Below are 21626 nucleotides of genomic sequence, written 5' to 3' on the forward strand. Positions count from 1 at the left end.
GCTTCCGGGGGCGGAATCCGGTGCTTTGGGAGCGGAATACCGCCGGAAACCGCCCCCAACGCGGTGGGTGGGTGGGGGATAGCCGGAGGCTTTGGCCCATCCAGGTCGGGATGGAATGATCGACCGCTGTGAGTTCCGACCAGCGCACCGCGCCCGTGCCCCGCCATGCCCTGTCGCCCCAGGACGGCGTGCCCGCCGTCAAGGTCGGCACGCGGGTCAGCCGCGGCCCCGGCCGGGTGACCGCCCTCGACGGGCTGCGGGGGATCGCGGTGCTCGCCGTGCTCGTCTTCCACGCCTGGCCCACCTTCCTGCGCGGCGGGTTCGTGGGCGTGGACATGTTCTTCGTGCTCTCCGGCTTCCTCATCACCACCGGCCTGGTCCGCGGTGTGGACGCGGGCCGGGGCGTGGCGCTGGGCACCTTCTGGATGAAGCGCGTCCGACGACTCATCCCGGCCATGCTGATGGCGCTCGTGGGCACCACCGCGCTCGCGTGGCTGGCGGTGGACGAGTTCCCCGCGGGCCTGGGTCGCCAATGGTTCGGCGCCCTGACCTACACCAGCAACTGGGTGATGATCCTCGAGGGCGGGGACTACTTCAACCGCGCCTCGCCGCCTCTGTTCGAGCACCTGTGGTCCCTGGCGATCGAGGAGCAGTTCTACATCCTCTGGCCCCTGCTCCTCTGGGGGCTGCTCCTGCTCACCTGGCCGCCGCGCAGCACGGTGAACTCGGGGCGGGTGGCGGACCGACGTCGTATCCTCGCGGTCGCGGTCGCGGCCGTGGCCTCCGCGGCGTGGATGGCCTGGGGCTCGTGGCACGGGTTCGAGCAGGCCCGCCTCTACTTCGGCACGGACACCCACGCCTTCGGCCTGCTGTTCGGCGCGTGCGTGGCGATCGGCCTGGCCCATGTGCCCCGGCCCGAGCACGGCGGCCCCGAGCCGCGGACCTCGGCCACGCGGGTGGCTGTCGCGTGGGGCGCCGTCGCGGTGCTCGCGGCGGGCTTCGCCCTGGTCGACGGCGGCCACGCGAGCACGTACCGCGGAGTGCTGGCGGGCCTGTCCGCCGTCGTCGCGTTCATCGTCTGGCACGTGGTGCAGGGCGACCGGCGCGACTCGCTCTCGCGCGCGCTGGGCAACGGGTTCCTGCGCTGGTGGGGGCGCCGCTCCTACGCCGCGTACCTGTGGCACTGGCCGCTGCTCGTGATCATGCGCGTGATGGTGCCCGTGGACGCCCCCGGGTGGGTCGAGCCCGTGGCCGCCGGCGCGATCCTGCTGCTGACCGCCCTGATCGCCGACCTGAGCACCCGGCTGATCGAGGAGCCCATCCTCCACGAGGGGTTCAGGGGCGCCTTCGGCCGCTGGGGCGCGGCCGCGCGGCGGGCGTTCACGGGCGGGGCCGGGCCGATCGGCCGGCTCGCGGCCGCCGCCACTGCGCTGGGGCTCGTGGCCGTCCCCACGGCGGCCGTGGCCGCCGTGGTGCACTCGCCCGCGCAGACCCAGCTCGAGCAGGACATCGCCCAGGCGGAGGAGTCCCTCAAGGCCGCCCAGGCGGCGCAGCAGGCGGCCCGCGAGTCCCGCGCGGCGGAGCAGTCGAAGCGGGCCGAGGCGTCGGCCTCGGCCTCGCCCGGCTCGGCCGCCCCCGGGGACGCGGAGAGCTCCGCCGGCGCGACGTCCTCGCCCGGATCGTCCGCCGAGCCGTCCGGGCTCGGGCTCGGCGACCCGGCCGTCACGCGCCCCACGTACTCCAAGGAGCAGCTCACCGCGGCCCTGCCGCCGTCCGAGCTCGGCCCGGACGTCACCCTGATCGGCGACTCCGTCTCGCTCTCGGCCGCGCCCACGCTCATGGAGCAGCTGCCGGGGATGCTGCTCGAGGCAGAGGTGGGCTACCAGATCTGGGACGCCGCGGACGAGCTCGAGAAGCTCAAGGCGGACGGCCAGCTGAGCGACGTCGTCGTGGTGGCCCTGGGCGCCAACGGCACCACCCATCGGGGCGACTGGGAGAAGATCCTGGCGGCCGTCGGCGAGGACCGGCTGCTCGTGCTCGTCGTCCCGCACGGCCCGATGGACTGGATCGCGGACGTGCAGGTGCAGATGGAGGCGCAGGCCAAGGCCCACCCGGACCGGATCGTCCTGGCGGACTGGGACGCCGCGGCGAAGCAGCACGTCACGGACTTCTCCGCCGACGGCGTGCACCCCCGCGCCGACGGCCAGGCCATGTACGCCCAGCTCGTCCGGCTCACCATCGAGGACCGGCTCGGCGCGCGGCGCTGAGCGCGGTGGCCGGGGCGGCGCGCGCCCCCACGACGACGCCGGCCCGTCACCTCCACGGGGAGGGTGACGGGCCGGCGTCGTGCGCGGTCCGCGGGGACCGGGCGGGTCAGCGCTCGATGTCGCCGCGGATGAAGGCCTCCACGAGCTCGTGCGCCGCGTCGTCGTTGTGCTGCACGGGCGGGGACTTCATGAAGTAGGACGAGGCCGAGAGGATCGGGCCGCCGATGCCGCGGTCCAGGGCGATCTTCGCGGCGCGCACGGCGTCGATGATCACGCCGGCCGAGTTGGGGGAGTCCCACACCTCGAGCTTGTACTCGAGCGAGACCGGGGCGTCGCCGAAGTTGCGGCCCTCGAGGCGCACGAACGCCCACTTGCGGTCGTCGAGCCAGGCCACGTAGTCGGACGGGCCGATGTGCACGTCCTTCTCGCCCAGCTGCGCGGAGGTGTTGGAGGTGACGGCCTGCGTCTTGGAGATCTTCTTGGACTCCAGGCGCTCACGCTCGAGCATGTTCTTGAAGTCCATGTTGCCGCCCACGTTGAGCTGGTAGGTGCGGTCCAGGGTGACGCCGCGGTCCTCGAACAGCTTGGCCATCACGCGGTGGGTGATGGTGGCGCCGATCTGGGACTTGATGTCGTCGCCCACGATCGGCACACCCGCGGCGGTGAACTTCTCGGCCCACTCCGGGGTGCCGGCGATGAACACGGGCAGGGCGTTCACGAACGCGACGCCGGCGTCGATCGCGGCCTGGGCGTAGTGCTCGGTGGCCAGCTGCGAGCCGACGGGCAGGTAGCAGACCAGCACGTCCACCTCCGCGTCGCGGAGGGCCTGGGCCACGTCCACGGGCTCGGCCTCCGACTCCTCGATGGTCTCGGCGTAGTACTTGCCGAGGCCGTCCAGGGTGGGGCCGCGCTGGACGGTGACGTCCGCGTGGGGCACGTCCGCGATCTTGATGGTGTTGTTCTCGGAGGCGGTGATGGCCTCGGACAGGTCCAGGCCGACCTTCTTCGCGTCCACGTCGAACGCGGCCACGAACTCGAGGTCGGACACGTGGTAGTCGCCGAACTGCACGTGCATCAGGCCTGGGACCGTGTCCGTGGCCTTCGCCTCGCGGTAGTACTCCACACCCTGGATGAGGGATGTTGCGCAGTTGCCCACGCCGGCGATGGCGACGCGGATGGGATTGGTGGCCACGGTCTGGTTCTCTCCTCGACTGTCCGGAACGGGTGCGGGCACGCGGCGCGCGCAGGGGGGCCCACACCGTTCGGCGGGGCGCTCACCCGGGGATCAACCCCGCCAGTCTACGACCGACGACGGCGGCCCCGCCCGTCCGGTGTCCGGGCGGCTTCCTAGGATGGGGGCATGAGACCGGCCCCCGCGCATGCCGCGACCCCCAGCGAGCCGCCTACTCACGCCGCGGACGGCGCCCCGTGCGACGCCGTGGCCGACCCGGGTGCCCCCGCCGGGCGTTCCGCTGACAGCGCACCGTCCGGGACCCTGCCCGCCCCCGGCGAGCGCGGCGGCCGCTTCCAGCTCGCCGGCGGCCTCGCGGCGAACGGCCCCGGACGGGGGACCGGCTCCTGGGCCGGGCCCGCGGCGCTGACGGGGCTGCTGGTGGCTCTGGCCGCCGTCGTGACCGTGCTGCAGAAGTCGCCGTGCCTGCTGCACGGCTGGGGCGCCCCGGACGTCTACTACGCGGGCTGCTACTCGGACTGGGCCGCGCTCTACGGCGGGCGCGGGTTCGCGGCGGACCCCTGGGCGCCGTTCCGGGCGGGCTCCACGTTCGAGTACCCCGTGCTGATGTCCGTCGTGGGCTCGGTGGCGGCCTGGATCACGCAGGCGCTGCCGTTCTCGCCGGAGCAGGGCACGGTGGTGTTCTGGCTCGTGAACCTCGGATTCGTGGTGGTGCTGTGGGCCGTCGTCGCGGTGCTGACCGTCCGGATGGCGGGGCGCCGGTGGACGGACGGGCTCATGGTGGCCGTGGCCCCGGGGCTCGTACTGGCCGGCACCATCAACTGGGACCTGTGGGCCGTGGCCCTGCTGGCGTGCGGCATGTACGCCTGGTCGCGCGGCCGGTCCCTGACGGCGGGGATGCTGTTCGGCCTCGGCGCGGCCATGAAGCTGTATCCGCTGCTGATCCTGGGGCCGCTGCTGATCCTGGCGGTGCGCTCGCGGCGGTGGCGGCCGTTCCTGCTCGCGGCCGGGGGCACGGTGGCGGCGTGGGCGGCGGTCAACGTGCCGCTCATGGCCGTGAACTTCCAGGCGTGGTCCGTGTTCTTCACCTTCTCCGGCGAGCGCGGGCCGGGCCTGTCCAGCGTGTGGCACGCGTGGGACGTGACCGCCGCGCAGGCCGGGTGGGCGTTCGTGCCGGAGGACTCCCTCACCCTGCTGGCCTACGGCACCTTCGCGGTGTGCTGCCTCGGGATCTTCGTGCTCGGCGTGCGGGTGCGGCACACCCCGCGGCTGGCGCAGCTGACGTTCCTGGTGGTGGCGGCGTTCGTGCTCACCAACAAGGTGTACTCACCGCAGTTCGTGGTCTGGCTGATCCCGCTCCTGGCGCTCGCCCTGCCGCGCTGGCGGGACTTCTGGGTGTGGCAGACGGTGGAGGCGCTGCACTTCTTCGCCGTGTGGATGTACCTGGCCAAGGGGGTGGCCGAGACCCCGCCGCAGCACTCCATGGACGACTCCGTCTACGTGGCCGCGATCCTTGCCCACATGCTCGCGGTGCTGTGGCTGTGCGGGCGCGTCGTGTGGGAGATGCTGCACCCGGCGGAGGACCTCGTGAAGCGCGACCACGGCGGCCACCCGGACGCCGACCCGCTCGCCGGCGCGTACGCCGGCCCGGCCCGGGGGCGCTCAGACCGGCCGGCCGCGGTTCAGGCGTAGTCCCAGCGGTGGATCGGGCAGTCCGGGGACGACGGCGCCGCGGTCGTCCCCGCCTCGGCGGCGCCGTCCTCGCGGGGCGGCGGCGGACAGACGCACTGCGCCCCGGAGGCGGCCGTGGCCGCCTTCATCTGCTCGCGCCAGATCACGTGGGGGTCGGTGGCCGGGTCCGCGGCCGCGCCGGGGTGCGCCGGACGCGCGGCGCCGTCGTCGTGGGCGGGGGTGCGGGCCGCGTCCCCGTCCCGGGTGAAGCCCATCCGCACGATGGCCCAGCCGCCCACGGTCCACGCCACCAGGAGGAAGACCCCCACGGCGACGGCGATCATGATGTCCACGGCGGGCTCCTCCTGCGCTGACGGGGCGGGCGATGCGGCCGGGGCCGCTTTCGGGCCAGGGTAGTCGGACGGATGGTGGGGCGCGGTACGGTCGGGTCATGACCCCCGTGACCCGTGACACCGTCGCCGAGCTGCCCGCCCACCTGCGGGACCTGGCCGAGTTCGTGACCGCCTCGCCCTCCAGCTACCACGCCGCGGAGGAGGTCGCACGCCGCCTGGAGGCCGTCGGCTTCACCCGCCTGGACGAGACGGTCGACTTCCCGTCGGCCCCGGGCGGCTACGTGGTGGTGCGCGACGGCGCGGCGGTGGCCTGGATCGTGCCGACGGGTGCCGGGGCGCTGGGCCGCCACGAGGGTGCTGAGGCGCGCGCGGCCGGGCCGGACGAGGCGGGGCAGAGCGCCGGCGTCGTGCCGGTGTTCCGCGTGCTCGGCGCACACACGGACTCGCCGGGGTTCAAGCTCAAGCCGAACCCGGCCACCGTGACGGCCGACGGCTGGGTGCAGGCCGGCGTCGAGGTGTACGGCGGCCCGCTGCTGAACTCGTGGCTGGACCGTGAGCTGCGGTTCGCCGGGCGTCTCGCCCTCGACGACGGCACGCAGGTGCTCGCCGCGACCGGGCCCGTGGGGCGCATCCCGCAGCTGGCCATCCACCTGGACCGCGAGGTCAACGAGGGGCTGACGCTGAAGCGGCAGCGGCACACGAACCCCGTCGTGGGGGCGCTCGCCCCGCGCGGCGAGGGCGCCGGCGAGGCGGAGGCCGACGGTCTGGCCGCCCGCGTGCCCGGTGACGTGCTGACCGCGCTCGCGGCCGCCGCCGGCGTGGACCCGGCCGCGGTGCGCGGGCACGACGTCGTGGTGGCCGACGCCCAGGCGCCCGGACTCTTCGGGCTGGCGGGCGAGTTCTTCGCGTCGGGCCGGCTGGACAACCTGAGCTCGGTGCACGCGGGCCTCGTGGCGCTCGAGGAGCTGGCGCGCGAGCACGGTGGCGCCGAGGGGGCGATCGCGTACGAGGGGACCGTCGCGGGCGGGGTGGCCGGTGAGGCGGCCGGCGCCCCGGTGATCCCGCTGCTCGCCGCGTTCGACCACGAGGAGCTGGGGTCGGCGTCGCGGTCCGGGGCGGCCGGGCCGCTGCTCGAGGAGGTCATGGGGCGCGTGCTCGAGGCGCTCGGCGTGGCCGGGCAGGGCCGGGCGCGGGCGATCGCGGGGTCCTGGCTGCTGTCCGCGGACGCCGGCCACCTGGTGCACCCGAACTACGCCGAGCGGCACGACCCCGTGAACCACCCGCGCGTGAACCACGGCCCGCTGCTGAAGATCAACGCCAACCAGCGCTACGCCACCGACGCGGGGGGTGAGGCCGCGTTCGCCCGCTGGTGCGGCGTGGCGGGGGTGCCGTTCCAGGAGTTCGTCTCCCACAACGACGTCCCCTGCGGCTCCACCATCGGCCCGATCTCGGCGACCCGCCTGGGCATCCGGACCGTGGACGTGGGCCTGGGCCTGCTGTCCATGCACTCGGCGCGCGAGATGTGCGGCGTGCGGGACGTGGAGCACCTGACGGCGGCCGTGCGGGAGTTCTTCCGCGGGGTGTGAGGCTGCGCGTGGGGGGCGCCGCGAGCGGCGTGCGCGGGGCTGCGTCAGCCGGCGGAGCCTGGGGTCACACCGTCCGAAAGCCGCCGACATTGACCAAGGTCGTGCCGTTCACGACGGCGGAGCCGCGCCCGTTGACCGACACGCCGGCGAGGGCCGTGCTGCAGTTGCTGTACCACCCGATGCGCGGCAGGGTGATGGTGCCTGAGACGGGGGCGGGTACCGCGGTCTTGAGCGTGCTGTAGTAGCGGTAGTACTCGATGCCGTCGTTGGTGTACACGGCCGGCGTGGTGCCGGAGACCTCAAGGACGGGGTTGCTCCAGTCTGTTGTCGTGTGGTTCGTCCAGGTGAGGGGGTTGCTGTTCCGCGCCATCGCATCCACCACGCTCCTCTGCACCAGGATGGAGGCGGTCACGTTCGTCACCGTGGAGCCGGTGCGCACATTGACGATCCGGTAGTAGTTGTTGACGTCGTCCGTGGTGACGCTCAAGCGGGAACCCGAGCGGCATTCCGACACCGACGCGCCGGGCACGGCTGCCTGGGTGCCGCGGGTGACCCGGAACACGCGGTCGATCCGCGGGAGAGGGCTGGCCGCCTCGGCGGGGGCAGCGGCGGCGGCGACGACGGTCGGCACCGCCCACGCGAGGCTGCTGGCGACTCGGCGGCGGGAGGGGACGGACTGGGACGGCTGGGGCGCTGCCGACGTGGACTCTGACATGGGATGCTCCGAAACGTGAGAGGGGTGTGACACAGGATGTGTGTCCTCCTTCCAAGGTACGTCGTCGTCGACCGAGGGCAAGCCCCGGCCACCCCACGGCCCCCTAGGGGTGGCACCTCATCTGCGGAGGCGCAGTGCTGGTATTCTTGACGGGATCCCCTGCGTGCCGCCGAAGAGTGCGGATGCATGCGTAAGGGGAGAACGCAGAACCTCCTGCCGCGGAGAGACCGCGGCCGCAAGCCCAGAGGAGGTGGGTTCGCATGCGTGCTTATGAGCTGATGGTGCTGATCGACCCTGAGGTCGACGAGCGCACCGTGGAGCCGACCCTGAAGAAGTACCTCGAGGTCGTCACGAACGCCGGCGGCACCGTCGACAACGTCGACGTGTGGGGTCGCCGCAAGACCGCCTACGAGATCCAGAAGAAGTCCGAGGCCATCTACGTGGTCGTCAACTTCCAGTCGGAGCCGGCCGCCACCCAGGAGCTGGACCGTCTGCTGAACCTCAACGAGACGATCCTGCGCACCAAGATCATCCGTCCGGAGGAGCAGAAGATCACCGCTGAGTGATCCTCGTACCGTGTCCGGAGGGTCTGAGAGCATCGGATCAGTCCCCGACGCCCCCACCGGAACCCCGCTGAGCAGTCCCGGATCCTCGGATCCGGTCACTGACCGGCAGAACCCCCGAAGACAGGAGTGACCATGGCAGGCGAGACCGTCATCACCGTGGTCGGCAACCTCACCGCCGACCCGGAGCTGCGCTTCACCCCGAACGGCGCGGCCGTCGCGAACTTCACCGTCGCGTCCACGCCCCGCACGTTCGACCGTCAGACCAACGAGTGGAAGGACGGCGAAGCGCTGTTCCTGCGCTGCTCGGTCTGGCGCGAGGCTGCGGAGAACGTGGCGGAGTCGCTGACCAAGGGCATGCGCGTGATCGTGCAGGGCCGCCTCAGGGCGCGCTCCTACGACGACCGGGACGGCAATCGTCGCACCAGCTGGGAGCTGGACGTGGACGAGGTCGGCCCGGCGCTGCGGTTCGCCACGGCCAAGGTCACCCGCGCCCAGCGCGGCGGCGGCGGCGGTGGCTTCGGCGGCGGCCAGCAGGGGGGCGGCTTCGGCGGCGCCCCGGCCGGCGGCGGCTTCGGGGGGAACAACGACGGCGGCTTCGGCGGCGCCCAGCAGGGCGGCGGCTGGGGCGGCCAGCAGCAGGGCGGCGGCCAGGCCGCGCCGCAGGACCCCTGGTCCGGCGGCGGTGGCGGCGGATGGGACACCCCGTCCTCCAACGAGCCCCCGTTCTGATCCTGCGCTGACCGGGCGCGGCCCCCACGGCCGCGACGGACACGGAACACCACGGACCTCTCCGTCCGGGCGCACCTCGCCCGGAGGGCCGCCCCGGCGGCCCATCCCACCCGCGACCCGGCACCGCCGGGCCGCACTGCACACGGCCCCGTGCCCGGCACGGGACGTCGCGTGATCCCATCCCGCAGAACCGTTCTGCGGGCTCCAGAGAACTCTGAAGGAGCACCACGATGGCGAAGGCTGAACTCCGCAAGCCCAAACCGAAGTCCAACCCGCTCAAGGCCGCCAAGATCACCGAGATCGACTACAAGGACGTGGCCCTGCTGCGCAAGTTCATCTCCGACCGCGGGAAGATCCGTGCCCGTCGCGTGACCGGCGTGACCGTCCAGGAGCAGCGCAAGATCGCCCAGGCCGTCAAGAACGCCCGCGAGGTGGCCCTGCTGCCCTACGCCGGCGCCGGCCGCGGCTGATCGAGCGAGCGAAGGAAGGAACACCCAGATGGCAAAGCTCATCCTGACCCAGGAAGTGGCCGGTCTCGGCACCTCCGGTGACGTGGTCGAGGTCAAGAACGGGTACGCCCGCAACTACCTGCTCCCGCGCGGTTTCGCCACCGTGTGGACCAAGGGCGGGGAGAAGCAGGTCGAGTCCCTGCAGAAGGCCCGCGCGGCCCGCGCCGTGGCGAACCTGGAGGACGCGCAGGCCCAGGCCGCGCAGCTCCAGTCCGCCACCGTGAAGCTCGAGCGCACCGCCGGTGCGGAGGGTCGCCTGTTCGGCGCCGTCCAGACCGCCGACGTCGCCGAGGCGATCGAGGCCGCCGGCCTCGGCTCCGTGGACAAGCGCTCGATCACCCTGCCGGCGCACATCAAGTCCGTGGGCAACCACGAGGCCCAGGTCCGCCTGCACGAGGACGTCATCGCGACCGTCCAGCTGCAGGTCGTGGCCGCCAAGGCCAAGAAGTGATCAACCGCTTCTGAGCCCGTCGCGCCCGCGACGCGCACCCGAGGCCCCGGTCCGCTCTTCACGAGCGGGCCGGGGCCTCGTGCCGTGGGGGAACATGGAGATCATGCCCTCCGCCCCACCGCCCTCCGACCCCGCCGGCTCGACGGCGGCCCCGCGCCCGCCACTGTGGACGCGCCCGTTCATCCTCGTCAGCGCCACCTACCTGTTCGTGGCGATGATCTTCTACACGCTCATGACCGCGATGGCGCTCTACGCCGTCACGTCCTTCGGCGCGTCGGACGCGGAGGCCGGCGTCGTGGTGGGGGCGTTCGTGCTGGGCGCGGTCCTCACCCGCATGACGACGACGCCCACCACCTTCGCGTGGGGGCGGCGGCGGGTCCTGCTCGTCGCCTTGGCCTGCTACGTCCTCACGACGGCGGCGTACCTCTGGGCGGACTCCCTGGCCACGCTGACCGCGGTGCGGCTGCTCAACGGCATGTGCTTCGGCGCGGCCGGCACCGTGCTGGCCACGGCCGTGCAGCGGATCGTCCCGCCCGTGCGCCGCTCCGAGGGCACCGGCTGGTTCTCCACGTCCATGACGCTCGCGGGCGCCGTCGGACCGATGGTGGCCCTGCAGCTGAGCACCACCGTCGGCTACGACGCCCTGTTCTGGGCGTGCATCGGCTTCACGGGCATGGCCCTGCTGATCGCCCTGTTCCTGCGCGTGCCCGAGCCGCCGCTGACGGGCCGGTTCCGGCTGCACCGGGCGGACGTGTTCTCCGCGGAGGTGGCGCCGGCGGCGGGCGTGGCCCTGGCCTCCGGGTTCATGTACGGCGGCATCCTCGCGTTCATGGCCACGTTCGCGCAGCAGCAGGGCTACCCGGCGATGGTGCCGAGCCTGTTCTTCCTGCTCTTCGCCGCGGGCACCATCGTGGGCCGCGCCGTCCTGGGCGTGCTGCACGACCGGCACGGGGACAACGCCGTCGTCTACCCGATCCTCGCGGGCATGGCCGTCTCCTACGCGGTGCTGGCGCTGTGGCGGGAGCCGGCGGGCATGCTCGTGGCCGGCGCCCTGCTGGGGCTGACCTACGGGCCCGTGGTGAGCGTGTTCCAGACCATCGCGATCAAGGTGGTCCGGCCCACCGAGATCGGCGTCGCCACGGGCACGTTCTTCCTGCTCCTGGACCTCGGCACCGGCCTCGGCCCCATGGTGCTCGGCGCGGTGGTGGCCGCCGTCGGGATCCCGGTGATGTACCTGTTCTCCGGCGGGGTCGGGGTGGCGCTGCTGCTCTACTACCGGCTCGTGCACGGCGGCCGGGCCATCGCCCGGCGCCCGTCCCCGGCCTGAGCGGGCCGGCGCGCTCAGGCGGGCCCGTGCCGGCGCGCCTCCTCGACGGCGCTCGCGACGCCGCTGTGCCACGGCTCGCCGTGACCGGGCAGGACCGTGCCGGCCCCCGTCGCGGCGAGGGCGTCCAGCGAGCGCAGGGCGAGGCCGCTGTCGGCGGTCGCGGCCCCGGCGATGATGCGCGGGCCGCGGCGGCCGGTGTAGGGGTCCAGGGTGACGAGGGCGTCGCCGGAGATGAGGACGTCCCGGTCGGGCAGGTGCAGGGCGCAGTGGCCGTGCGTGTGGCCCGGGCTCGGCACCACCACGGGGCGCCCGGGGACGGGCACCGTCTCCCCCGGGGTGAGCTCGGCCGTCGCCCTGACGCCCTTCACCGCGAACACCCCGGCGGCCACCATCGAGCCCAGGATCGGCAGCGCGGCCGGGTGGCGGAGGGGGTAGAGCGCGCGCGGGTTCTCGTGCGCGTAGGAGTAGGGATGGGCGGCGAGGTAGTGCTCGGCGCGGTGGGCGTACACCGGGACCCCCAGCCGTTCCACGAGGCGACGCGCGGCACCGACGTGGTCGAAGTGCGCGTGCGTGAGCACGAGGGCCTTGATGTCCTCCGGGCGATGCCCGAGCGCGCGCACGGCGTGCCCCAGCGGACGCCACACGGCGGGCAGGCCGGCGTCCACGAGGGTCAGCCCGTCCGTGTCCTCGATGAGGTAGCAGTTCACGTTCGCGTGCTGGACGAGGTGGATGCCGGGGGCGACGGGACGGGCGGTCATGACGGAACCTCCAGGACGGTGGGCGGGTCGCACCGCCGGCCCGGCGAGGGCCTCGGCGGGCGGTTCGAACCCCCAGTGGAGCATCGGCGCACGTGGCCGCGATAGGGCTCAGCGTCCCGCGCCGCCCGACGACGGCGCCCCGCGGCCCCGGGTCAGCGCGCGGGCGGGGCCGGGGCCGCCGTCGTCGTGGGGCTGCTCACGCGTCCCATCCCCCGATGTGCACGAGGGCGTCGCCGCGGTGCACCAGGGGTGCCTCGGTGCGGCCGATGACCACGCCGGTCAGCTCGGCCTTCACGTGCGCGAGGCGGCGGCCGAACGAGTTGTAGAGCGCGCCGATCCGGTCCCCGGCGCTCACGCGTTCGCCGAGCGCGACGTCCAGGTGCACGAGGCCGTCCGCGCGGGCGCGCACCCACGTGGACTGCCACACCAGGTACGGGGCGTCCTGCTCGCCGTCGACGACGTCGGGGTGCACGGCGGCGGTGTCCTCGCCGGTGGCGTCGGTCGCCTCGGGCACGTCCGTGGTCCGCTCCTCGGGGACCTCGCCGGGCAGCGGACCGGGGGCGTCGACGACGGCGTCCGGCCCGGGCTCGGTGAGCCCGACGTCCGCGGGGTCCACCATGTCCAGGGCGGCGAGCACGCGCAGGACCCCGTCCACGCCGGGGGCGATCGCGTACTCGTCGAACCGCCAGGCCTCACCGGCCTCGTAGAGCAGCACGCGCGCGCCGGTCTCGCGGGCCGCGGCGCGCAGGGAGCCGTCCCGCAGGCGGGCGTGGAAGAGCACGGGCGCGCCGAACGCCTCCGCGAGCGCGCGGGTCTGGGGGTCCTCCAGGTCGCACCGGATCTGCGGCAGGTTGGAGCGGCGGTCCGCGCCGGTGTGCAGGTCGATGCCCACGGTGCAGCGGCCGATCACCTCGGTCATCATCAGGTGCGCGATGCGCGAGGCCAGCGAGCCTCGGGCGGAGCCGGGGAAGGAGCGGTTCAGGTCGCGGCGGTCCGGCAGGTAGCGGTCTCCGGCCATCACGCCGAGCACGTTGACGATGGGCACGGCCAGCAGGGTGCCGCGCAGGTTTTTGGGCTGCAGCCGCTCCAGGACGCGGCGGACGATCTCGACGCCGGCCACCTCGTCCCCGTGGATCGCGGCGGAGACCCACACGGTGGGCCCGTCCTCGCGGCCGTGCAGCACGTGCACGGGCAGGGTGACGTCCGCGCCGGTGACGAGCTGGGAGATCGGCAGGGACAGCTCGTGGCGGCGGCCTGCCGCCACCTCGACCCCGCCGAACGCGAAGGGGGCGCGGGCGGGGCGAGGGCTCATGCGCGTCCCCGGTTCCGGCGGCGCACGCCGCGCGGCGGCTGCCCGCCCACGTACGAGGCGGCGGGGTCCACGAGGAGGCCGCCGGCGGCCAGCGCGGTGCGCCCCACGAGCATGCGGAAGCCCATCTCGTCCCGGTGGGTCAGGGTCACCTCCGCCTCGATCGTGCGGCCGGCCAGGGTCAGCGGCATCACGACGACGACGCGCTCCTGCGCCTCGCCGTTCGAGGAGCGGACCGTGCGCAGGTCGGCCACCGGCAGCTCGGCCGTCCGCGCGTCCGCCGCCGAGGTCTGCCACGGGTGCACCTCGAACCGGACCCACGCGGCGCCGTCGCGGGCGAACCGCTCGATGCCGAAGGCGTGGAGCGCCGAGGTGCGGGCGCCGGTGTCGATCTTGGCCTTGATCCAGGGGGTGTGGGCGGCGGGCAGGCCGACCCATTCGCGCCAGCCCACCAGACCCGGGCGAGCGGCGCCGTCGTCGGTGGCGGGCGCGCCGTGGGGGGCCGGGGCCGTGTGCTTAGATTCAGACACGCCCCTCATCCTCCCAGGAAAGCGGTCATGAAGCTCGCCATCCTCTCCCGTTCCCTGCGCGCCTACTCGACGCAGCGGCTCAAGACCGCGGCGCTCGAGCGCGGCCACGAGGTGAAGGTCCTGGACACCCTACGCTTCGGGATCGACCTCAGCTCGGACGAGCCCGATCTGATGTTCCGTGGCCGCCCCCTCTCCGGCTATGACGCCGTGCTGCCGCGCATCGGCAACTCGGTGACCTACTTCGGCACCGCCGTGGTGCGCCAGTTCGAGCAGATGGACGTCTACACGCCGAACACGGCCGCCGGGATCATGAACTCGCGGGACAAGCTGCGGGCCACCCAGATCCTCTCCCGCCATGAGATCGACATGCCCGCCACCGTGTTCGTGCGCAACCGCGGCGAGGTGTCCACGGCGATCGACATGGTGGGCGGGGCGCCCGTGGTGATCAAGCTGCTCGAGGGCACCCAGGGCATCGGCGTGATCCTGGCGCCGACCAAGAAGGTGGCCGAGGCGATCATCGAGACGCTGCACGGCACCAACCAGCAGGTGCTCATCCAGCGGTTCGTGGAGGAGTCCAAGGGCACGGACATCCGCGCGCTCGTGGTGGGGGACCGCGTGGTGGCCGCGATGCGCCGCCGGGCCCAGGGGGACGAGTTCCGCTCCAACGTGCACCGCGGCGGCACCGTGGAGCGCGTCGAGCTCTCGCCCGAGTACGCGGAGACCGCCGTGCGGGCAGCCCACATCATGGGCCTGCGCGTGGCCGGCGTGGACATGCTCGAGGGCGAGCACGGCCCGCTGGTCATGGAGGTGAACTCCTCCCCGGGGCTGCAGGGCATCGAGGCCGCCACGGACCTGGACGTGGCCGGCGCGATCATCGACTACGTGGCGGACCAGGCCGGCTTCCCGGACATCGACGTGCGCCAGCGCCTGGCCGTGTCCACCGGGTACGGGGTCGGTGAGATCACCGTGCACGCCGGCTCCGGCTGGGTGGGCCAGTCCATCGAGGACTCCGGGCTGCTCGCGAAGGACCTGCAGGTGCTCACCCTGCACCGCGGCACCTCCGTGTTCCCCAACCCCGCGGACACCAAGGTCCTCGAGGAGGGCGACCGGCTGCTCTGCTTCGGCAAGACCGAGAACATGCGCGCCCTCATCCCCGCCCGCGCCCGCCGCCCCAAGCGCGTGCGGAAGCTGCCGGCCACCCCGATCCTCGCCTCCGTCGCCGAGGAGGCCCCGGCGCCCGAGGCGCCCGCCGACGACGCCTGAGCCCGGGGGCGGGGCTCAGCGGGCCGGGGCGAACGCGCCGATGCCCGTGAGGTGCCGGCCGAGCGTGAGCTGGTGGACCTCGTCCGTGCCCTCGTAGGTGCGCACGGACTCGAGGTTGTTCGCGTGCCGCAGCGGCGAGTGCTCCAGGGTGATGCCGTTGCCGCCGAGCATCTCGCGGGCCTCCCGCGCGATGCCGATGGCCACGCGGCAGTTGTCCAGCTTGCCGGCGGAGATCATGGCGGGGGTGAGCGGGCCGGCGTCCTTGGCGCGGCCGATCTGGTGCGCCAGCAGGTAGCCCTTGCCGATGGCCACGGCCATGTCCGCGAGCTTGGCCTGCGTCAGCTGGTGGGAGGCCAGCGGCACCCCGAACTGCTGCCGCTGCATCGCGTAGTCGAGGACGGCGTCGAAGGAGTCGCGGGCCGCGCCCATCGCGCCCCAGATGATCCCGTAGCGGGCCTCGTTGAGGCACTGGAAGGGGCCCTTGAGCCCGACGGCGGAGTCGGCCGGCAGCATCGCGGAGGCGGGCAGGCGCACGCCGTCGAGGTGGATCTCGCACTGCACCGAGGCCCGCATGGACAGCTTCTGGGTGATCGCCTCGGCGCGGAAGCCGGGGGTGTCCGTGGGGACCACGAAGCCGCGCACCCCGCGCCCGTCGCCGGGCTCGCCGGTCTGCGCCCAGATGATCGCGACGTCGGCCAGCGTGGCCAGCCCGATCCAGCGCTTGACCCCGTCGAGCACCCAGTCGCCGCCGGGCTCCTGGCGGGCCGTCGTCGTCATGGAGGCCGGGTCCGAGCCGGCGCCCGGCTCGGTGAGGCCGAAGCAGCCGACCGCCTCGCCGGTGGTCATGCGCGGCAGCCACTGCGCCTTCTGCTCCTCGGAGCCGTGCTTGTGGATCGCGCCCATCGCGAGCGAGCCCTGCACCGAGACGAAGGTGCGCAGGCCGGAGTCGCCGGCCTCGAGCTCCTGGGCGGCGAGGCCGTACTCCACCGCCGAGCGGCCGGGCATGCCGTGGCCCTCGTAGGGCATCCCGAGCACGCCGAGGCGGCCCAGCTCGGGGACGATCTCGCGCGGGAACACCGCGTCGTCGTACCAGCGGGCGATGTGCGGGCGGATGTGCTCGTCCACGAAGCCGCGCACCTGCAGCGCGACGGCCTTCTCCTCGGCGGAGAACAGGGAGTCCAGGCCGACGACGTCGGCGCGGCCGAGGAACGAGTCGGCTTCGGCGTGGAACGGGGTGGTCATGGCGGGGGTCCTCTCTGCGGGGTGGTCAGCGGGTGTCGAGCCAGGTGTTGACGGCCGCCGTGTCCGCGCCGAGCGCGGGCGGCGCGTGGCGCGGGTGCGCGACGGGCGGGTCCCACTGCACCGGGTGGCGGAACTGCCGGCCGGCGGGGGCGCCGGAGCGGTCCTGGACCTCGACGGTCGGCTCGAGGCCGAGGGACTCGGCCAGCTGAACGCCCTCGGCGACGGTGGACACGAGGCCGACCGGGAGCCGCTCGGCCTGCAGCACGTCCCGCCAGTGGGCCGCCGTCTCGGCCGAGAGCGCATCCTCCAGGGCGGCGCGCAGCTCCTCGCGGTGCTCGACCCGGTCCGTGTTCGTGGTGAAGCGCGGGTCCTCGGCGAGCCCGGGGACGCCGAGGGCCGCGGCGAAGGTGCGGAACTGCGCGTCGTTGCCGATGGCGACGGCGAGCGGCGCGTCCCGGCACGCCAGCAGCTGATAGGGGGTGATCGAGGGGTGGTCGTTGCCCATCCGCCGCGGGACGACGTCGGCGCCGAGCCAGGCCTGGCCCTGGTTGGCGAGCGCCCCCTGCAGCGAGGAGAGCAGGTTCAGCCGCAGGTGCGCGCCCTCTCCGGTGCGCTCGCGGCGCAGCAGCGCGGCGAGCACGCCGGCGGTGAGGTCCTTGGCCGTGAGCACGTCCACCAGGGCGACGCCCGCCTTCATCGGGGCGTCCGGTTCGCCGGTGATGCTCATGAGCCCGCCCGCGGCCTGGACGATGAAGTCGTAGCCGGGCAGGTCCCGGCCCTCGCGGTCGCCGAAGCCGGAGACGGCGGCGTAGACCACGGACGGGTTCTCCCGCGCGACGTCGTCGTAGCCCAGACCGAGGCGCTCCATGGTGCCGGGCTTGAGGTTGTGGACCACGACGTCGGCCCGGGCGGCCAGGGCGGCGGCCCGCCGCTGGTCCTCGGGGTCCTTCAGGTCCCAGCCGACCGACTCCTTGTTGCGGTTCACGGACTCGAAGTAGGTGGCGCCCGTCGCCGAGCGGGGCGGGGCCCAGCCGCGGGTGTCGTCGCCGCGCACGGGGTGCTCCACCTTGATGACGCGCGCCCCGAGGTCCGCCAGCGTCATGGTGGCGAGCGGGCCGGCGAGGACGCGGGAGAAGTCGGCGACGAGGACGCCGTCGAGGGGGAGCGAGGCCGGGGAGGGGGCGGTGGTGGCCGGGGGCACGGCGGACTCCTCACTGTGGCGGACGACACGACGACGGGTTCCACCCAAGCACCGTGCTTGCGTTCCGTCCAATGACTCTGGGGCGGGTCACTGACGTGCGTGAGTCATCGGTGCCGGGCGGTCCGGGGCGGCCGGGAGAGGTGGGCACGGGGAGGACCCGGGGCCGTGCGCAGACGCTGTCAACTTCGCCGTCCCCAGATCCGGGCACCTTGTCCACAGGAGTTGTCCACAGATGTGGAGGGTGTGGACGACGGTGTGGATAGGCGTGTACCAGGCGGTGTGATGAGGGCGCAAACGAGGGTGCTGTCAAGTCCGGTGGCCGGAGCGAAGGGGAAGTGGAGAATCTTCCTCCACAACTCTGGGGATCGCATCGTCCCAGGTCAGAGCCGGATTCTGGGAGTGGTCGCGCGGTTGTCCCCAGCGTGGTCCCCAGGCGATCCACACGACACGCCGCCGAATCCACACGTTGTCCACAAGGCCTGTGGGAAACGCGGTTGCCCGGCCTCCACGGCGCGCGTAGTGTCGCGTGGTATCCCCAACGCGAGGGCGGGTATTGGCCGCAGGTGACCACTGACAGGCGCGCATCCGCTCGGACCGTCGCCCCGGGGACCGTCGCATCGTCCGCCTGCAGGAGGGTGCGGCGGCACGGGCGGTGACAACAGAGGAATCAGGGCCGGGAAGACCGGCGAGGGCCGCCGTCGTGCGGGCTGTGGGAAGGGAGTCTCCGGACGTTGACTGAGAACTACGGAGACTCGGGCTCCTACGACGGCGGCCGTTCCTCTGAACGCTTCCTGCCGCCCCAGGACCTGGAGGCGGAGCGCTCGGTGCTGGGCGGCATGATGCTCTCCAAGGACGCGATCGCGGACGTGGTGGAGCTGTTGCGCGGCCACGACTTCTACCGGCCGAGCCACGAGATGATCTACGAGGCGATCATCGACCTCTACGGCCGCGGTGAGCCCGCGGACGCCGTCACCGTGGCGGACCTGCTGAACAAGCGCCAGGAGCTCAGCCGCGTGGGCGGCCCCGCCGTGCTGCACGAGCTCATCCAGTCCGTGCCCACCGCCGCCAACGCGAGCTTCTACGCGGCGATCGTGGCGGAGAAGGCCGTCCTGCGGCGCCTCGTCACCGCCGGCACCAAGATCACCCAGCTGGGGTATCAGGGCGACGGTGAGGTCGAGGAGATCGTCAACGAGGCGCAGTCCGAGATCTACAAGGTGGCGGAGAACCGCCAGTCCGAGGACTACGTGCGCCTCGCGGAGATCATGGAGCACGCCGTCGACGAGATCGAGGCGGCCGGCAACCAGGGGGAGGGCCTGACCGGCGTCCCCACTGATTTCTACGACTTCGACGAGCTGACGCAGGGCCTGCACGGCGGACAGATGATCGTGATCGCGGCACGCCCCGCCGTCGGCAAGTCCACGCTGGCGCTCGACTTCGCGCGGGCCGCGGCCATCCACCACAACATGGCCACCGTGTTCTTCAGCCTCGAGATGGGCAAGAACGAGATCGCCATGAGGCTCCTGAGCGCCGAGGCGACGATCGCACTCCAGGACCTGCGCAAGGGCACCATCCGGGACGACCAGTGGTCCAAGATCGCCGCGACCGTGGGGCGGCTGAACGAGGCGCCGTTCTTCATCGACGACTCCCCGAACATGACCATGATGGAGATCCGCGCCAAGTGCCGGCGGCTCAAGCAGAAGAACAACCTCAAGATGGTGGTGCTGGACTACCTGCAGCTCATGAGCTCGGGCAAGAAGGTCGAGTCCCGTCAGCAGGAGGTCGCCGAGTTCTCCCGTGCCCTCAAGCTACTGGCCAAGGAGCTCGACGTGCCGGTGATCGCGTTGAGCCAGTTGAACCGTGGGTCCGAGCAGAGGACGGACAAGCGGCCACAGGTGTCCGACCTGCGTGAGTCCGGCTCGATCGAGCAGGACGCGGACATGGTGATCCTGCTCCACCGCGAGGACGTGTACGACAAGGAGTCCCCGCGCGCCGGCGAGGCGGACCTGATCGTGGCCAAGCACCGCAACGGCCCGACGAAGACCATTGTGGTGGGGTTCCAGGGGCATTATTCGCGGTTCTCGAACCTGGCGAGTGATGCGGGTGGTGGCCCGGGCGGGTTCTGACGGCCGTCACTGACGCAAAACCGCCCCGTCAGTGAGTGCAGAGAGCCTGTCACTCACTCGAGTGAGGCACTCACTGTGTCGACTGACGGCATCAGTGACGTGCAACGTTCTTCAGGGCACGAGGTCGAGCGTCAACCGGGGGCTGGTCTGGCGCATGCATTCCCACAGGTCGACGCAGCGGGTCTCCAGAGCGGCACAGGCGTCAGGGATTTTCACGCGCTTGCGCGCCTGAGGGGCGGGCACCTCGAAGGTGACCACGGTGGCGTCCATGCATGCAGCCTGCGCCACCAACAGCAGATCGGCGCTGTCATCCAGAAACTCGTCCTGCGCGGCCTGTTGATACGCGGGCTGACGGGTCAGGGTCCACTGGGCCAACTCGCCGATGCGCTGGGGCACCTCTGACGTGAGTGGGAGGAAGAGCTGCGGATGGTTTGACGCCCAGGTGGCGAGTTCATCCCCGCCCCGGCATAGCTCCTGCCGCACGGCCTCCACGCTGGCGACCCAGCCTGCCGCATGAGCGCGCTCCAGCCACGTCCAGAACCCCGGGGCGAGATCGAACCCGTAGTAACTGTTCTTCGGCGTGATGAAGGTGTTGGCGTCGAGCAGGAACATCATGCGGCCGCCATCTTCTGAGCCAGGGTGTCCATAACCTCACGCTTGTGGGTTCCCAGCAGGCGGAACGCGTCCCGGTAGCTGGTTCCGCCTTCCCGGGCGCTGGCTACCACGGCGGTGGTGAACGGGACGCCGAGGCGGTAGCGGGCGGTGCGGTAATAATCGCCCCCTCCGCCCTTCGGCGCCGGGGTCTGGGGATGGGGGACGCGGGCCAGCGCTGCGAGCTGCGCGTCGGCGGCGGCAGGGGTGATCAGTCCGCAGGTCTTCATCCGGAGAACCACGACGGCGCGGCTCACCTGGCAGCGTTTGGCCACATCGGCGACCACCTCGTCGAACTCAGTGCTGAGTCGCTCCTGCTGCTGCTCCAGCACGACGCGGGGCACCAGGGCTGCGGCGGCCACCCGGTTGCACCAGGCCTCCTCGTAGGGTGCGTGGCGTCCGGGGCGGGCATCAGACAGCGCACTGTGTCCGAGGAGCAGGTGAGCGGTCTCGTGGAGGAGGGTGAAGTGCTGGGCGGTCTTGGCCTCGGTTCCGTTGACGAAGATCAGTGGAGCGAGGTCGTCGGCCAGGGCGAAGCCCCTGAACTCGTCCGGGTTTAGGGGCCTTCGGGTTTCATTGCCGACGTAGCCGCTGATCATCACCAGCACCCCCGCCTCTTCCAAGGCGCCCACGAGCACGCTGCGGAAGGCGTCACTGGCGCCGGACAGGGCGTCCAGGTGGAGGATCTCCCGGAGGCGTGTTCCGGCATCCTCTGTATCGTCCTGGAGCGTGGCGCTGCCCACGAGGGGCACGGGGTTGGCGCCAATGGCGAGCATGTGGTCCCGGTACCAGTCCTGGCGGAGCTGGCACTCCCGCAGGACGTCCACCAGCTCGGCGGAGGGGTGACCCACGCCCTGGCTGCCCGGCGTGCGCATGTCAGGGATGGGGATGGGTGCCGGCGCCGGGGGAGCGCTGAGAAACAGCATGCCGAAGGGCACATGGACCTTCTGCCCGAACCGTTCCAGCTGCTTCATGGTGGGCTTCTTCGTCCGGCTGAGCCAGGCCTCGAGGTCGGGGTGTGCGGTAGTGGCGCTGGCCAGGTCGATGCCCCCACGTTCGAGGGCCCAGCGCAGGACGGCCGGCTCTACGTCGACGGGGCGTGTCAGATGGTCTGTGTAAGCCGTACCGAGAGGAACGGTAAGAATCATGACCATGATCGACGAGAAGAACCCAGGCGAGCCCT

20 protein-coding genes are annotated in these 21626 nt (G+C 72.6%); 10 read left to right on the forward strand and 10 right to left on the reverse strand.

Annotated features, from left to right (window positions below; translation table 11 throughout):
- Positions 1 to 128: 128 nt before the first annotated feature.
- Complete coding sequence (locus AUV08_RS12180; RefSeq protein WP_231862095.1) at positions 129 to 2267, forward strand: acyltransferase family protein; 2139 nt, start codon at positions 129 to 131, stop codon at positions 2265 to 2267.
- A 106-nt stretch (positions 2268 to 2373) separates the two neighbouring features.
- Here the strand turns inward: AUV08_RS12180 and AUV08_RS05495 are convergent, their stop codons facing one another.
- Positions 2374 to 3459, reverse strand: coding sequence for an inositol-3-phosphate synthase (locus tag AUV08_RS05495; protein ID WP_002857798.1), 1086 nt, complete (start codon positions 3457 to 3459; stop codon positions 2374 to 2376).
- A 168-nt stretch (positions 3460 to 3627) separates the two neighbouring features.
- On the opposite strand from AUV08_RS05495, the gene AUV08_RS05500 reads away from it, so the two are divergent.
- Positions 3628 to 5151, forward strand: a complete 1524-nt coding sequence (locus AUV08_RS05500; protein WP_043276134.1) for a glycosyltransferase family 87 protein — start codon at positions 3628 to 3630, stop codon at positions 5149 to 5151.
- On the opposite strand, the gene AUV08_RS05505 is transcribed toward AUV08_RS05500, so the two are convergent.
- Positions 5142 to 5474, reverse strand: coding sequence for a hypothetical protein (locus AUV08_RS05505; RefSeq protein WP_231862096.1), 333 nt, complete (start codon positions 5472 to 5474; stop codon positions 5142 to 5144). The two genes, AUV08_RS05500 and AUV08_RS05505, sit on opposite strands and share 10 nt — an antisense overlap.
- Before the next feature lie 107 nt (positions 5475 to 5581).
- Here AUV08_RS05505 and AUV08_RS05510 point away from each other — a divergent pair, with 107 nt between their 5' ends.
- Complete coding sequence (locus AUV08_RS05510) at positions 5582 to 7069, forward strand: M18 family aminopeptidase (RefSeq protein ID WP_061867472.1); 1488 nt, start codon at positions 5582 to 5584, stop codon at positions 7067 to 7069.
- 64 nt (positions 7070 to 7133) lie between these two features.
- Here the strand turns inward: AUV08_RS05510 and AUV08_RS05515 are convergent, their stop codons facing one another.
- A complete protein-coding gene (locus AUV08_RS05515) occupies positions 7134 to 7700 on the reverse strand; it encodes a hypothetical protein (protein ID WP_157554107.1) in 567 nt (188 codons plus the stop codon).
- Positions 7701 to 8044: 344 nt separating this feature from the next.
- Between AUV08_RS05515 and rpsF the strand changes: the two genes are divergently transcribed.
- The 5 genes from rpsF (at position 8045) to AUV08_RS05540 (ending at position 11366) form a co-directional block, all read left to right on the forward strand.
- Positions 8045 to 8350, forward strand: a complete 306-nt coding sequence (gene rpsF, locus AUV08_RS05520) for a 30S ribosomal protein S6 (protein ID WP_061867474.1) — start codon at positions 8045 to 8047, stop codon at positions 8348 to 8350.
- 132 nt (positions 8351 to 8482) lie between these two features.
- A complete protein-coding gene (locus AUV08_RS05525) occupies positions 8483 to 9079 on the forward strand; it encodes a single-stranded DNA-binding protein (protein WP_044659956.1) in 597 nt (198 codons plus the stop codon).
- A 230-nt stretch (positions 9080 to 9309) separates the two neighbouring features.
- The gene (gene rpsR, locus AUV08_RS05530; protein WP_002857788.1) at positions 9310 to 9549 is read left to right on the forward strand and encodes a 30S ribosomal protein S18; all 240 of its coding nucleotides are present in this window, start codon (positions 9310 to 9312) and stop codon (positions 9547 to 9549) included.
- A gap of 28 nt (positions 9550 to 9577) precedes the next feature.
- A complete protein-coding gene (gene rplI, locus AUV08_RS05535; protein WP_002857787.1) occupies positions 9578 to 10039 on the forward strand; it encodes a 50S ribosomal protein L9 in 462 nt (153 codons plus the stop codon).
- Positions 10040 to 10133: 94 nt separating this feature from the next.
- Entirely contained in the window at positions 10134 to 11366 is a 1233-nt protein-coding gene (locus AUV08_RS05540; protein WP_061867475.1) for an MFS transporter, read from the forward strand.
- A gap of 14 nt (positions 11367 to 11380) precedes the next feature.
- On the opposite strand, the gene AUV08_RS05545 is transcribed toward AUV08_RS05540, so the two are convergent.
- The 3 genes from AUV08_RS05545 to AUV08_RS05555 all read right to left on the reverse strand — a co-directional run bounded on the left by AUV08_RS05545 (position 11381) and on the right by AUV08_RS05555 (position 13963).
- A complete protein-coding gene (locus AUV08_RS05545) occupies positions 11381 to 12124 on the reverse strand; it encodes an MBL fold metallo-hydrolase (protein ID WP_061867476.1) in 744 nt (247 codons plus the stop codon).
- A 196-nt stretch (positions 12125 to 12320) separates the two neighbouring features.
- Complete coding sequence (locus tag AUV08_RS05550) at positions 12321 to 13436, reverse strand: succinylglutamate desuccinylase/aspartoacylase family protein (protein ID WP_061867477.1); 1116 nt, start codon at positions 13434 to 13436, stop codon at positions 12321 to 12323.
- Positions 13433 to 13963: an ATP-dependent zinc protease gene (locus tag AUV08_RS05555; RefSeq protein WP_061867478.1), complete on the reverse strand. Its 531-nt coding sequence runs from the start codon at positions 13961 to 13963 to the stop codon at positions 13433 to 13435. Before AUV08_RS05555 ends, AUV08_RS05550 begins: the two co-directional genes overlap by 4 nt.
- A 27-nt stretch (positions 13964 to 13990) precedes the next feature.
- On the opposite strand from AUV08_RS05555, the gene rimK reads away from it, so the two are divergent.
- The gene (gene rimK, locus AUV08_RS05560; protein WP_061867479.1) at positions 13991 to 15226 is read left to right on the forward strand and encodes a 30S ribosomal protein S6--L-glutamate ligase; all 1236 of its coding nucleotides are present in this window, start codon (positions 13991 to 13993) and stop codon (positions 15224 to 15226) included.
- A 15-nt stretch (positions 15227 to 15241) separates the two neighbouring features.
- Here rimK and AUV08_RS05565 read toward each other — a convergent pair whose 3' ends face one another.
- Positions 15242 to 16468, reverse strand: coding sequence for an acyl-CoA dehydrogenase family protein (locus tag AUV08_RS05565; protein ID WP_060974275.1), 1227 nt, complete (start codon positions 16466 to 16468; stop codon positions 15242 to 15244).
- Positions 16469 to 16493: 25 nt separating this feature from the next.
- On the reverse strand, positions 16494 to 17669 hold the full coding sequence (locus AUV08_RS05570; RefSeq protein WP_061867480.1) for a CaiB/BaiF CoA-transferase family protein: 1176 nt from the start codon (positions 17667 to 17669) through the stop codon (positions 16494 to 16496).
- A gap of 731 nt (positions 17670 to 18400) precedes the next feature.
- On the opposite strand from AUV08_RS05570, the gene dnaB reads away from it, so the two are divergent.
- The gene (gene dnaB, locus AUV08_RS05575; RefSeq protein ID WP_061867481.1) at positions 18401 to 19792 is read left to right on the forward strand and encodes a replicative DNA helicase; all 1392 of its coding nucleotides are present in this window, start codon (positions 18401 to 18403) and stop codon (positions 19790 to 19792) included.
- A 111-nt stretch (positions 19793 to 19903) separates the two neighbouring features.
- Here the strand turns inward: dnaB and AUV08_RS05580 are convergent, their stop codons facing one another.
- Positions 19904 to 20407 (reverse strand): DUF4411 family protein, encoded by a 504-nt coding sequence (locus AUV08_RS05580; RefSeq protein WP_002857771.1) that lies wholly within the window; start codon positions 20405 to 20407, stop codon positions 19904 to 19906.
- Positions 20404 to 21626 (reverse strand): ImmA/IrrE family metallo-endopeptidase (locus AUV08_RS05585; protein ID WP_157571215.1); only part of this gene is annotated, 1223 nt, incomplete at its 5' end. The genes AUV08_RS05580 and AUV08_RS05585, both read right to left, overlap by 4 nt.

Source organism: Micrococcus sp. CH7 (genome assembly GCF_001595485.1).
In the GTDB taxonomy this organism is placed as follows: domain Bacteria; phylum Actinomycetota; class Actinomycetes; order Actinomycetales; family Micrococcaceae; genus Micrococcus; species Micrococcus luteus.

Coding starts and splice junctions, on each gene's coding strand:
- AUV08_RS05500 (WP_043276134.1), top strand. CDS start 3,628: ATGAGACCGGCCCCCGCGCATGCCGCGACCCCCAGCGAGCCGCCTACT.
- AUV08_RS05505 (WP_231862096.1), bottom strand. CDS start 5,474: ATGATCGCCGTCGCCGTGGGGGTCTTCCTCCTGGTGGCGTGGACCGTG.
- AUV08_RS05510 (WP_061867472.1), top strand. CDS start 5,582: ATGACCCCCGTGACCCGTGACACCGTCGCCGAGCTGCCCGCCCACCTG.
- rpsF (WP_061867474.1), top strand. CDS start 8,045: ATGCGTGCTTATGAGCTGATGGTGCTGATCGACCCTGAGGTCGACGAG.
- AUV08_RS05525 (WP_044659956.1), top strand. CDS start 8,483: ATGGCAGGCGAGACCGTCATCACCGTGGTCGGCAACCTCACCGCCGAC.
- rpsR (WP_002857788.1), top strand. CDS start 9,310: ATGGCGAAGGCTGAACTCCGCAAGCCCAAACCGAAGTCCAACCCGCTC.
- rplI (WP_002857787.1), top strand. CDS start 9,578: ATGGCAAAGCTCATCCTGACCCAGGAAGTGGCCGGTCTCGGCACCTCC.
- AUV08_RS05540 (WP_061867475.1), top strand. CDS start 10,134: ATGGAGATCATGCCCTCCGCCCCACCGCCCTCCGACCCCGCCGGCTCG.
- AUV08_RS05545 (WP_061867476.1), bottom strand. CDS start 12,124: ATGACCGCCCGTCCCGTCGCCCCCGGCATCCACCTCGTCCAGCACGCG.
- AUV08_RS05550 (WP_061867477.1), bottom strand. CDS start 13,436: ATGAGCCCTCGCCCCGCCCGCGCCCCCTTCGCGTTCGGCGGGGTCGAG.
- rimK (WP_061867479.1), top strand. CDS start 13,991: ATGAAGCTCGCCATCCTCTCCCGTTCCCTGCGCGCCTACTCGACGCAG.
- AUV08_RS05565 (WP_060974275.1), bottom strand. CDS start 16,468: ATGACCACCCCGTTCCACGCCGAAGCCGACTCGTTCCTCGGCCGCGCC.
- AUV08_RS05580 (WP_002857771.1), bottom strand. CDS start 20,407: ATGATGTTCCTGCTCGACGCCAACACCTTCATCACGCCGAAGAACAGT.